At 58.7% G+C, this 12,143-nt stretch carries 11 protein-coding genes; 1 reads left to right on the top strand and 10 read right to left on the bottom strand.

Translation table 11 applies throughout. From position 1 onward, the window contains the following. Positions 1 to 385: 385 nt before the first annotated feature. Genes KDX30_RS10815 through rluC form a run of 3 tightly spaced genes read right to left on the bottom strand, consistent with a single transcriptional unit; the run spans position 386 to position 3,042 of the window. Positions 386 to 1,390, bottom strand: coding sequence for a S49 family peptidase (locus KDX30_RS10815; RefSeq protein WP_231675724.1), 1,005 nt, complete (start codon positions 1,388 to 1,390; stop codon positions 386 to 388). Positions 1,391 to 1,394: 4 nt separating this feature from the next. Beyond that, entirely contained in the window at positions 1,395 to 2,096 is a 702-nt protein-coding gene (locus KDX30_RS10810) for an HAD-IA family hydrolase (protein WP_231675723.1), read from the bottom strand. After that, positions 2,086 to 3,042: a 23S rRNA pseudouridine(955/2504/2580) synthase RluC gene (gene rluC / locus KDX30_RS10805; protein ID WP_231665720.1), complete on the bottom strand. Its 957-nt coding sequence runs from the start codon at positions 3,040 to 3,042 to the stop codon at positions 2,086 to 2,088. The genes KDX30_RS10810 and rluC overlap by 11 nt, the downstream gene beginning before the upstream one ends. Positions 3,043 to 3,756: 714 nt before the next feature. Here rluC and rne point away from each other — a divergent pair. Then, positions 3,757 to 7,026 (top strand): ribonuclease E, encoded by a 3,270-nt coding sequence (gene rne, locus KDX30_RS10800; RefSeq protein ID WP_406643822.1) that lies wholly within the window; start codon positions 3,757 to 3,759, stop codon positions 7,024 to 7,026. A gap of 185 nt (positions 7,027 to 7,211) precedes the next feature. Here the strand turns inward: rne and KDX30_RS10795 are convergent, their stop codons facing one another. From KDX30_RS10795 to KDX30_RS10765, 7 genes are all read right to left on the bottom strand, one after another. Continuing rightward, positions 7,212 to 7,805, bottom strand: a complete 594-nt coding sequence (locus tag KDX30_RS10795) for a nucleotidyltransferase family protein (protein WP_231675721.1) — start codon at positions 7,803 to 7,805, stop codon at positions 7,212 to 7,214. Positions 7,806 to 7,989: 184 nt separating this feature from the next. After that, complete coding sequence (gene murB / locus KDX30_RS10790) at positions 7,990 to 9,009, bottom strand: UDP-N-acetylmuramate dehydrogenase (protein ID WP_231675720.1); 1,020 nt, start codon at positions 9,007 to 9,009, stop codon at positions 7,990 to 7,992. Next, positions 9,006 to 9,770, bottom strand: coding sequence for a 3-deoxy-manno-octulosonate cytidylyltransferase (gene kdsB, locus KDX30_RS10785; RefSeq protein WP_099269609.1), 765 nt, complete (start codon positions 9,768 to 9,770; stop codon positions 9,006 to 9,008). Before kdsB ends, murB begins: the two co-directional genes overlap by 4 nt. Next, positions 9,767 to 9,952 (bottom strand): Trm112 family protein, encoded by a 186-nt coding sequence (locus tag KDX30_RS10780; RefSeq protein WP_027898761.1) that lies wholly within the window; start codon positions 9,950 to 9,952, stop codon positions 9,767 to 9,769. The genes kdsB and KDX30_RS10780 overlap by 4 nt, the downstream gene beginning before the upstream one ends. A 17-nt stretch (positions 9,953 to 9,969) precedes the next feature. Beyond that, complete coding sequence (gene lpxK / locus KDX30_RS10775) at positions 9,970 to 10,965, bottom strand: tetraacyldisaccharide 4'-kinase (protein WP_231665717.1); 996 nt, start codon at positions 10,963 to 10,965, stop codon at positions 9,970 to 9,972. Beyond that, entirely contained in the window at positions 10,965 to 11,396 is a 432-nt protein-coding gene (locus KDX30_RS10770; protein ID WP_027898763.1) for an ExbD/TolR family protein, read from the bottom strand. The genes lpxK and KDX30_RS10770 overlap by 1 nt, the downstream gene beginning before the upstream one ends. Beyond that, entirely contained in the window at positions 11,393 to 12,067 is a 675-nt protein-coding gene (locus KDX30_RS10765) for a MotA/TolQ/ExbB proton channel family protein (protein ID WP_027898764.1), read from the bottom strand. Before KDX30_RS10765 ends, KDX30_RS10770 begins: the two co-directional genes overlap by 4 nt. Positions 12,068 to 12,143: the final 76 nt, after the last annotated feature.

Raw genomic sequence — 12,143 nt, 5'->3', positions numbered from 1 at the left:
GGCATGGCTGATATTGGTTGCGCTTTTACAGCGCCTCACTTTTGAAAGGAGCGCAAAAGTAAGCAAAACGCTCTTGCCCCACCACTTGGTGCCTCGCTCTCGCTCGGCATACCCGAACACAGATCCTGAACCGTGGGCCGCCGCAACGGGCCATCCATGGCCCAATGCGGCTAACCCGGCGTCCTGCCGGGTTACCCACGATTCAGAATCTGCGTTCGGCCGGCGTGGTTTAACGGGGCGCCTCAGATCAAAATCAAAAGCATAGCGGCCTGACAGCCGACCTGAATGCGCGAGCTTACCGATCTACTTGTATTCAGCGGTGTTCGACCTTCGCGAATAAAAAAACCCGACCAATGGTCGGGTGTTTGTTGGCTGCGATTCGCAATCAGCGAAGCGTCGGCCCTTTGAAGCCGGCCCACATTGCGATTTGGTCAGCGACACTGGCGCCCAGTTTTTTCGAGAAGCGATCGAACGGGGATTCCTGAACGGTGAAGTCGACCATTTCTTTTTCGCCGATTACTTCACGTGCGACGTAGCTGGAGCTGCCCAGGCCGTCGATCAGGCCCAGCGGCAGGGCCTGCTCGCCCGTCCAGACCAGCCCGGAGAACAGTTCAGGATGATCTTTGTCCTTGAGGCGGTCGCCTCGGCCCTGTTTTACGCTGGCGATGAACTGGCGGTGGGTGGTGTCCAGCACGCTTTGCCAGAATGCGGTTTCGTCTGCTTTTTGCGGCTGGAACGGGTCCAGGAACGACTTGTGCTCGCCTGACGTGTAGGTCCGGCGATCAACACCCAGTTTTTCCATGGCGCCGACAAAGCCGAAGCCTGCTGCGGTTACGCCGATAGAACCCACCAGACTGGCCTTGTCGGCGTAGATCTGGTCAGCCGCGCTGGCGATGTAGTAAGCACCCGAGGCACCCAGGTCAGTGATCACGGCATAGACCTTGATCTCCGGCTTCTCGGCGCGCAGGCGACGGATTTCATCAGCGACATAGCCCGATTGCACAGGGCTGCCGCCAGGGCTGTTGATGCGCAGAATCACGCCCTTGGTTTTCGGGTCTTCGAACGCTGCGCGCAGGCTGCCGACGATGTTGTCGGCGCTGGCAGGCTCCTTGTCAGCGATCATGCCTTCGATCTGGATCAGCGCGGTGTGATGACCGCTGCCAGAAGCGCTTTTCTCGAAATCACCCAAAGGCGTAAACAGAAACAGTGCCCCGATCAGATAAAGGAAGGTCAGGCATTTGAAGAAAATCCCCCAGCGGCGCGAACGACGCTGTTCCTGAATCCCCGCCAACAGGGTTTTTTCCAGCAATTTCCAGCTCTTCGCATCAGCCTTGCTGTCTGCGACTTCGTCCTCGTCACGGGAAACCGGTGCTTTCCATTCGTCCGACATTTATTTACGACCCCAACAATGAAGACTGATGGCTGCGATCACCCAACCAGGTGCGCAGCTCGGAAAAATGCTCGATAGCCAACTGCGGCTCATAAGTACGCAATGAATCCAGCGACTGCGCGCCATAGCCCACTGCCACAGAATCCATACCCGCATTACGCGCCATCAGCAGATCGAAAGAGGAATCACCCACCATCAACGCCCGTCCCGGCTTAACGCCGCAATGCTGAAGAATTTCATTCAGCATCAGCGGATCAGGCTTGCTGGCGGTTTCATCCGCCGCTCGGGTGATGTCGAAATAGTCGAGCCAGTCATGAGCCTTCAGCACGCGATCAAGACCTCGACGCGCCTTGCCGGTGGCCACGGCCAGTTTGTAACCCTCGGCGCGCCAGCCTTCAATGGATTCGCGCACAGCTTCGAACAAAGGCGAAGCTACGTCGTTGTCCATGGCCATGTAACTGTCGGCGTAATGCTGACGGAAATCGATCAGGTCATTGGCTGTGATATCCGGATAAAGCGTGCGAATCGCTTCGGGCAAACCCAGACCGATAATGCCCTTGATGGAATGCTCGTCACGCTCCGGCCTGCCAGTCTCGACAGCCGCAGCGCGCATAGCGGCAACGATGCGGCCGATAGAGTCGGCCAGCGTGCCATCCCAATCGAAAATCAATAAATCATACTTCGAAGATTCAGAATCAGGTCGCACTCAAACGCTCCACTGTCTTGGCCCACATTTCATCAACGGGGGCCTGCAATTTAAGCTCGCCACCATCCTGCAGCGGCACGGTCAGCATATAAGCGTGCAAGAACAGGCGCTTGCCGCCCAGATCGCGAATCTCGCGACTGAAGTCTTCGTCGCCGTATTTGGTATCACCAGCAATGGCGTGCCCGGCGTGCAGCGTGTGCACCCGGATCTGGTGCGTACGACCGGTCACCGGCTTGGCTTCGACCATGGTGGCGAAATCACCGAAGCGGCGCAGCACTTTGAAAATTGTCAGCGCCTCCTTGCCTTCGTCGTTGACTTCGACCATGCGCTCACCGGAACGCAGATTGCTCTTGAGCAATGGCGCGCTGACACGCTTTTGAGCGGTATCCCAGCGACCGCGTACCAGTGCCATGTAGCGCTTGTCGACACCGTCGCCGCGCAAGGCCTCATGCAGGTGGCGCAACATGCTGCGCTTCTTGGCAATCATCAACAGCCCGGAAGTGTCGCGATCCAGACGGTGTACCAGTTCGAGTTCCTTGGCATCCGGGCGCATCTGACGGAAAGCTTCGATGACGCCGAAGTTCAGTCCACTGCCGCCATGCACAGCGATACCCGCTGGCTTGTTGAGCACGATCAGCGCCTTGTCTTCATAGACAATCGCCGCTTCGAGACGCTGCAACAAACCCTGAGCTACAGGCACAGGCGCGTCGCGCTCAGGCACGCGCACTGGCGGAACCCGGATGATGTCGCCTGCCTGCAACTTGTACTCGGGCTTGATCCGCCCCTTGTTCACCCGCACTTCGCCTTTGCGCAAAATGCGATAGATCAAGGTCTTGGGCACGCCTTTGAGGAAAGTGACAAGAAAGTTATCGATACGTTGACCGGCATATTCCGGCGCAACCTCTACCAGCTGGACGCCGGGGGTTGGAGGGGTGATATTCGTCATGGCGCAAATCATAACAATTTTTTATGGATTTGAAGCACTTAATGATTGCTGCTATAGTCGCGAACGCCGCCAAAAGCGGCCTGGACAGCGGACAAACGGTTTATGACCGACCCTGCCCTACGCAATTCACGAGGACGCGAGGCCGTCCTACGGGGCTTTCGGTGACAACGGATGGGCTGCAAACGTTACAAGCGCAGGTGACATGAGGCCTGATACACGCCAGATCGCAGAGTTATCACTCGCCTTCAGAGCTAATAAATCACGGCCAGTTCACAAAGTGCAGTCGTTTACAGACGGTCCGGGCGAATGCTTCGGAAACAAACGCCTTAAGCCATGATGCGCAACCTTCCCTCTGGAAGGCTGCGGTAAATGCCAACCCGTTGCGGATTCTGCGCGCGGCAGCACCCGAATTATCAGGGATACGTGTAGGGTGGAGACGCACAACCATCGGACTGTGTAGCACAAGGCTTGTTTTAGACGCTTCATCTCGTCCGCTACCGATGGTCGATTCCTCCTCCTGACAAAGCTTTTGCTGAAAGGGTGTCTTTTGTCACCACAGCAAGCAGGAAACGTCGTCGCGACTCCGGCCCCGTTGGCCGGTAATCTCGCTAGACACTGGAGTGTCCAACCACTCCTGACGTGCCCTGACACCGACCGTGAGAAGTCGTGTGTGCCGAACGCCGTTTCCGGCAGCCCGGAAACCGACGGTACTACATGAAAAGAATGCTGATTAACGCAACTCAACCCGAAGAGTTGCGCGTTGCACTGGTAGACGGCCAGCGCTTATATGACCTGGACATCGAGTCCGGTGCCCGCGAGCAGAAAAAGGCCAATATCTATAAAGGCCGGATCACTCGCATCGAACCCAGCCTTGAGGCTGCCTTTGTCGATTTCGGCTCTGAGCGCCACGGCTTCCTGCCTCTGAAAGAAATCTCCCGCGAGTACTTCAAGAAAGCCCCTGAAGGCCGCGTCAACATCAAGGACGTCCTGAGCGAAGGCCAGGAAGTCATCGTTCAGGTCGAGAAGGAAGAGCGCGGCAACAAAGGCGCAGCCCTGACCACCTTCATCAGCCTGGCCGGTCGTTATCTGGTCCTGATGCCGAACAACCCGCGTGCAGGCGGTATTTCCCGTCGCATCGAAGGCGAAGAGCGCAACGAACTGCGCGAAGCGCTGAACGGCCTTATCGCTCCAGCCGACATGGGTCTGATCGTTCGCACTGCCGGCCTGGGCCGCAGCAGCGAAGAAATGCAGTGGGACCTCGACTACCTGCTGCAACTCTGGACCGCTATCAAAGAGGCTTCGCTGGATCGCGCTGCTCCATTCCTGATCTACCAGGAAAGCAACGTCATCATCCGCGCCATCCGCGACTACCTGCGCCAGGACATCGGCGAAGTGCTGATCGACAGCATCGAAGCCCAGGAAGAAGCACTGACCTTTATCCGTCAGGTGATGCCGCAGTACGCCAGCAAGATCAAGTTGTACGAAGACAGCGTTCCGCTGTTCAACCGTTTCCAGATCGAAAGCCAGATCGAGACCGCCTTCCAGCGCGTCGTTGAATTGCCTTCCGGCGGCTCCATCGTTATCGATCCGACCGAAGCCCTGGTGTCCATCGACATCAACTCGGCGCGCGCCACCAAAGGCAGCGACATCGAAGAAACCGCCCTGCAGACCAACCTTGAAGCGGCTGAAGAAATCGCCCGTCAATTGCGTCTGCGTGACATCGGCGGCCTGATCGTCATCGACTTCATCGACATGACACCGGCAAAGAACCAGCGCGCAGTGGAAGAAAAAGTCCGCGAAAGCCTGGAAGCCGACCGAGCCCGCGTTCAGGTCGGTCGTATCTCGCGCTTCGGCCTGCTGGAAATGTCTCGTCAGCGCCTGCGTCCGTCTCTGGGCGAAAGCAGCGGTATCGTCTGCCCGCGCTGCAACGGCACCGGCATCATCCGTGACGTTGAATCGCTGTCGCTGGCCATCCTGCGTCTGATCGAAGAAGAAGCCCTGAAAGACCGCACTGCCGAAGTCCGCGCTCAAGTGCCGATTCCGGTTGCGGCTTTCCTGCTCAACGAAAAACGCAACTCGATCACCAAGATCGAACTGCGCACCCGTGCCCGCATCATCATCCTGCCGAACGATCACCTCGAAACGCCGCACTTCGAAGTTCAGCGCCTGCGTGATGACAGCCCGGAAGCTCACACCCTGCAGTCCAGCTACGAAATCGCTGCCGCTGCTGCTGAAGTTGAAGAAGTTCAGCCAGCTGCTGCAACACGCACTCTGGTTCGCCAGGAAGCCGCCGTTAAAACCGCTCCGCCGCGTGCCAACGCTCCGGTTCCGGTTGAAGCCGTTCCCGCCGCACCGGCTCCGGTCGCTCACGAGCCAAGCCTGTTCAAAGGCCTGGTCAAATCCCTGGTGAGCCTGTTCGCCACCAAGGAAGAGCCAGTTGCCCCGATTGTGGTTGAAAAACCGGCTGCCGAGCGCCCTGCCCGCAACGAAGAGCGCCGCAACGGTCGTCAACAGAGCCGTGGCCGCAACAACCGTCGCGATGAAGAACGCAAGCCACGTGAAGAACGTGCCGAACGCGCTCCACGCGAAGAGCGTGCACCGCGTGAGGAACGCGCGCCTCGTGAAGAACGCGCACCGCGCGCTCCACGCGAAGCCGTTGTTGAAGAAACCAGCGCAGCACCACGCGAAGAGCGTCCGGCCCGTGCCCCACGTGAAGAGCGTGCGCCTCGTGCAGCACGTACACCTCGTGAAGACCGCAAGCCTCGTGAAGAGCGTGTTCGTGAACTGCGCGAGCCGCTGGATGCCGCTCCGGCAGCCGATGCAGCGCCTCGCGAAGAGCGTCCTGAGCGCGCTCCACGTGAAGAGCGTCAACCACGCGCTCCTCGTGAAGAACGCCAGCCTCGTGCCGAGCAGGCCGTTACCGAGGTCAGCGAAGACGAAGTGCTGACCAACGAAGAATTGGCAACCGAAGATCATCAGGACGGTGCAGAAGGCGATCGCCCTCGCCGCCGCTCCCGTGGTCAGCGTCGTCGCAGCAACCGTCGTGAGCGTCAGCGTGATGCAAACGGCAATGTGATCGAAGGTTCGGAAGGCTCTGAGGAAGAAGGCAGCGAATCGGGCAACACTGAAGTGGCAGCAGGTCTGGCTATCACCGCAGCGACCGCAGCCGTTGGCAGCAGCGTCATCAGCGCCCCCGCCGAAGCCGAAGCTAACCGTCAGGCCGAGCGCGCGACTGCGACCGTTGACTCAGCTGACTCCTCGTTCGTACCGGAAGCTGTGATCGAAACCCCTTCGATCCAGACTCCAGCGTTCGAAGCGCCGGCCGTTGAAACGCCTGCTGTAGAAGCACCGGTGGCTGACAATGCGCCGAAAGCTGAAACCGCTCCGGACGTAGAAGTGCAGCAGGTCGTTGAAGCAGCTCCGCAAGTGATCGCAGAAGCACCAGCCCTGGCAGCACAGACAGAAATGTTCGAAGCGCCACACGCTGAACGTGTTGTACCGTTCACACCAACGCCAGAGCCGACCACACCTGCACCGCAGGTTGAAGAGCTCGCGCCAGCCCGTGAAGAGGCTCCGGCCACTGAATCGGCTGAGCTGCCAACTCCTGCGCCAGTCGTGGCTGAAGAGCCTGCGGCTTACGCTGCTCCGGAAGTCGTCGCAACTGCACCTACCGCAGAAGCCGCTGTGGCTGTTGCCCCAGAGGCCCCTGCACTGCCGGTGAGCAGCAACGGCCGTGCGCCAAACGACCCACGTGAGGTGCGTCGTCGCAAGCGTGAAGAAGAGCGCCTGAAGAAGGAAGCTGAAGAAGCCGCAGCCAACACCGCTGCAGCTCCTGTAGCTGACGAAGTCGAAGCAGTTCAACCCGCAACTGAAGCAGTAGAGCCTGCTCCAGTCGCTGACGAGAACTCGCACTCGGCGGATCAGACATTCACGCAGCACCACGAAGCCAAGGAAGAAAGCAACGAGCCTAAACCTCTCGTTTGATCCTTGACTGAGTAAAAAGCCCCACCTGTGAAAGCAGGTGGGGCTTTTTTGTGGAAGCGTGATCTGTAGGAGTAGGAGCTGCCGAAGGCTGCGATGGCGTCAGGTCAGGTAACATTTTTCGCTGAGACACCGCATCGCGGGCAAGCGCGCTCCTACAGGGTTGAGATCAACCTGTAGATGATCCATCAACGAACAAACACCAACCGCTCCGGCACATCTACATCCCAGAGCACACCCGGATCATCGACCTCTACCTGCTGAACGCAGCCATCCTTGAACAGCCGTCGTGCGCCCTGATCGCCACTCAACTCCATCAGCGCCGGACCATATCGACGACCAAAACCCACCGGATGACCCCGCTCGCCGTTTACCACAGGCACAGAAATCTGACCGTCCTCCATTGAGACAACGATGCTATGCAGGGTCTGAGGCAGGATGAACGGCATGTCACCCAGAACGATCAACCAGGCACGATGATCAGGCTGCGCAGCCACCGCTGCAGCGATGCTGTCGCCCATACCCGCTGAAGCCAGCATGGACAGCTCGCAGTTGTATTGATGGGCAAGTGCGATGACCTTTAGGCAATCAGGTCGGGTAATCACCAGGGTCTTGTCGACAACCCCTTGCAGGTTGACGAGGGTCTGTTCCAGCACCGGACGCACGACTCCGTCACGACCAATGCAGCGAGCCAGCAGCTTGCTCTGACCTTTTCCGGCAATGGCTTGAAACCGACGACCCTCTCCGGCAGCGAGCACGATGGCGCACACAGTGTTGGTCATGGTTACTCCCTTCCAGGGTATAGGTGATGACTACACAACACTTACAGTAGTTTTTGCGTGCGCAGACCTAGATTCTGTAGGAGCGCACGAGCAACGCGAGGCCGCGATGGCGTCCTGTCTGACACACCGCCATCGCGGCCTCGCGTTGCTCGTGCGCTCCTACAACCATCTTTTTTAATTCAGCTCAATAAAGATTAGGTTCCATTTCAAGCTCCACACCGAAGCGCTTGGCAATGTCCGCCTGAATACGCTCGGCCAAAGCATGCAACTGCAAGCCCGTGGCCTGACCGTAATTGACCAGCACCAGCGATTGCAAACGATGCACGCCAGCATCGCCTTCGCGGTAGCCCTTCCAGCCAGCCTGCTCTATAAGCCAGCCTGCTGCGAGCTTCACCTGACCGTCAGGTTGTGGATAACCCACCAGCGCGGGGTGCTTGATGCGGATCTGTTCAGCCAATGCGGCAGGCACCAGCGGATTCTTGAAGAAACTGCCCGCGTTACCCAGTACCGCTGGATCCGGCAGCTTTTCACTGCGAATGGCACAAATAGCGTTGCTAACGTCGCGAGGCGTCGGTTGCTGAATGCCCTGCTCTTCCAGGCGTTGGCGCACAGGACCGTAGCCTAGATGCAACTCCGCACTGAGATTTAGAGTGAAGCGAACACGCAGAATCAGCCAGCGGCCGGTTTCATGCTTGAACAGGCTGTCGCGATAACCGAACGCACATTCCTCAAGAGAGAATTCGCGCAGCTCGCCAGTCTGTCGGTCAAGCGCAGTCAGGCTGTGAAACACGTCCTTGATCTCGACCCCATAAGCACCGATGTTCTGCATGGGCGCAGCACCGACCGTACCGGGAATGAGACTGAGATTTTCCAGCCCCGCGAGCCCCAAATCCAGGCACGACTGCACGAACGGATGCCAAGGTTCGCCTGCTTCGGCCTCAATGACCGCGTGCTTGCAATCTTCCCGGACGATCCGGATTCCACGGCTGGCCATGCGCAGTACCAGTGCCTGAACGTCACCGGTCAGCAGCAAGTTGCTGCCACCGCCGATGACCATCAATGGCAGGTCATGCTCCACGCTGTAGGCCAGAGCCTGGCGCACATCGTCGTCGTTATGGGCTTCGGCAAACAGCTGCGCCGTGACATCAACGCCAAAGGTGTTGAACGGCTTGAGTGAAACAGCGGACTGCAATTGCAACGTCAAACCTCCAGCAGGCGGCGCACGCGCTCAAGGTCTTCAGGGGTATCAACACCGGCTGGCGGGGCTTCCAGGGCGTCGGCAACGTGAATTCGTATGCCGTGCCAAAGCGCACGCAGCTGCTCGAGATTTTCCGTGTCTTCGAGCCAGCAAGGGCCCCAACTGACGAAATCATGCAGGAAACCTGCACGATAAGCGTAGATACCGATATGCCGACGATACGGTACGCCCGCAGGCAATTGCTCTCGATCTCTGGCCAAGGCATCCCGCGCCCAAGGCAACGGCGCGCGACTGAAGGTCAGCGCCAGACCATTGATATCGGACACCACTTTTACGACGTTCGGGTTGAACAGCGCCGCCACGTCATCAATAGGCTCTGCCAGGGTGGACATGCGCGCTTCAGGGTGAGCCGCAAGATTGGCAGCGACCTGATCAATCACCGCAGGCGGGATCATCGGTTCATCACCCTGGACGTTGACCACGATGGCGTCCGCTTCCAGGCCCAATTGCGTGGCGACTTCCGCCAGGCGGTCAGTGCCGGAGTTGTGATCCTCACGGGTCAACAGTACTTCCGCACCAAAAGCCTTGCAGGCCTCAACGATACGCGCATCGTCAGTGGCGACCACAACCCGCGCCGCGCTGCTTTTACGTGCCTGTTCCCAGACATGCTGGATCATCGGCTTGCCAGCAATCTCTTTGAGCGGTTTGCCAGGAAAACGGCTGGACCCGAAACGCGCCGGGATGACAACGGTGAACACTGCGGTCATTTGTCCAGACGCTCGTCGGTGGACAGCGTGCGCGCTTCACTTTCCAGCATCACCGGAATGCCGTCGCGAATCGGAAAAGCCAGGCCTGCGCCTTTGCTGATCAGCTCGGTTTTATCGGCACTGAGTTTCAGCGGCCCCTTGCAGACAGGGCAAGCGAGGATGTCGAGTAATTTGGTGTCCATAAGAAATCCTGAGCGAATCATGGCAAAAGACGTAACAACTGCGAATCGAACCAGCTGACAAAAGCATCCGATGGCACGGCATCCACAGCCAGGTACCACCAGTCGTCCGCCGCGAAGGACCGGCATTTCACGGCATCCTTCTCGGTCATGACAACAGGCAGCGCCGGGGAAAAGGTCAGCGCCTGAGCACTGAAAACAGCATGGTCGGCAAACGCGTGGGTGACCGGTCGCCAGTGTAGCCCTTCAAGGGTATTGAAGAAACGCTGGGGATTACCGATACCGGCCACGGCGTGAATCGCCTGCCCGGCCGGGAAGAAATCCAGCTCTTGGCGCTCGCCGCTGCGCAGATTGACCAGCGCCGACGGTTGCAGCTGAAAGGCATAGCCGTCGTCACGATCAGCACTGGCTCCGTTGTAGAGCAAGGCATCGACGCTCTGGAGACGTTCCACAGGTTCGCGCAGCGGACCAGCGGGCAGACATCGTCGGTTACCCAGCCCACGGGCAGCATCGATCAGCACCAGCTCAAGATCCCGCGCCAGCCGATAATGCTGCAAGCCGTCATCGGAAAGAATCAGGTCCAGCGGCTCACTGTCGAGCAGTGCTTGCACCGCACGACTGCGATCCGGATCAATCATCAACGGTACGCCGCTGCGCTGCACGATCAGCAGGGGCTCATCCCCCGCCTCTGCAGCGCTTTGCTCTGCGGTCACGCGCCACGGCAGGCTCGGCGGTTTGGCACCATAGCCACGGCTGACCACGCCGACCCGCAAGCCGCGGCGGTGACAATGCTCGATCATCCACAGGATCAACGGGGTCTTGCCGGTGCCGCCAATAGTGATATTACCGACGACCACGACAGGCACAGGGGCCTTGTATACCTCACCCTGCCCCGCCAGAAAACGCTCACGCTTGCCCTGCACGACTCGCCGATAAAGGCTCTCCAGCGGACGCAACAGCGTCAGCGCCGGATGGCCTTTGTACCAGGCGTCGAGCAAACGATCAGAAAAGGCCATCAGTTAGCGGGTGCAGCTTCGACCGTGGTCATGCGCAGGTGGCTGAAACCCAGCTTGCCTGCAGCGTCCATGGCGGTGATCACCGACTGATGCGGGGTTTTACCATCGGCACTGATCGACAGCGGCAGACTGGTATCACCGGCAGATTCACGCTGAAGCGCATCGATCAGGGTCTGCAGGTCGTTTTTTGGTAGCAACTGGTTGTTCACCGAAAAGACGCCGTCAGCGTTGATGGTGATGTCCAGATGCTTGAGATCGGCATCGGTTTCCGGAGCGCCGGTCACCGCTTGCGGCAGGTCGACGCGCAACTGGGTTTCGCGAGTGAAGGTAGTGGTCACGATGAAGAACAGCAGCAGAATGAACACCACATCGATCAACGATACGAGGTTGATGTCGATGTTCTCTCTGGCCTTGCGACGACGAAACTTCACTTTTTACGACCCTCGCCCCGGGCCTGCGACTTGAGGTCAATTTTCGGATCGTTCAGGTCGACTTCGCGATCGCCCTGCACCACTTCCACCAGCTTGATAGCTTCCTGTTCCATGCCGACCACCAGCTCGTCGACCCGGCTTTGCAGGTAACGGTGGAAGAAGATCGCAGGTATCGCGACGATCAGGCCCGACGCCGTACAGATCAGCGCTTTGGAAATACCGCCAGCCAGTACCGAGGCATTGGCTGTATTGCCGGTGGCGTTGAACGAACCAAAGATGTCGATCATGCCCAACACCGTACCCAGCAGGCCCAGCAAAGGGGCCATGGCAGCGATGGAGCCAAGCGCACTGAGGTAGCGCTCCAGATCATGAATGACCCGTGCGGCGGCCTCTTCAATGCACTCTTTCATGATTTCGCGGCCATGCCGTGAATTGGCCAGGCCTGCAGCAAGGATTTCACCCAGAGGGGAATCTGCACGCAGTTGCTTGAGTTTTTCCTTGTCGAGTTTCTTGTCCTGAATCCATTGCCAGACTTGCCCTACCAGATGCGGCGGGGTAATGCGGCTAGCACGAAGGGTCCAGAGGCGCTCGATGATAATGCCGACCGCAGCAATGGAACTCAGAATGATCGGCAGCATCATCCAGCCGCCAGATTTGACCAGTTCCCACACAGTGACGACTCCCTCGAAAAATTGGCGCCACTCTAACATAGGGTCGGCGACTCACCGAAGCCTGCGATCGATATCC

Origin of the sequence: Pseudomonas quasicaspiana, from assembly GCF_021147825.1 — a bacterium.
In the GTDB taxonomy this organism is placed as follows: domain Bacteria; phylum Pseudomonadota; class Gammaproteobacteria; order Pseudomonadales; family Pseudomonadaceae; genus Aquipseudomonas; species Aquipseudomonas quasicaspiana.
The sequence above is the reverse complement of the archived record's forward strand: the minus strand, read 5'-3'. Positions and strand labels throughout refer to the sequence as shown.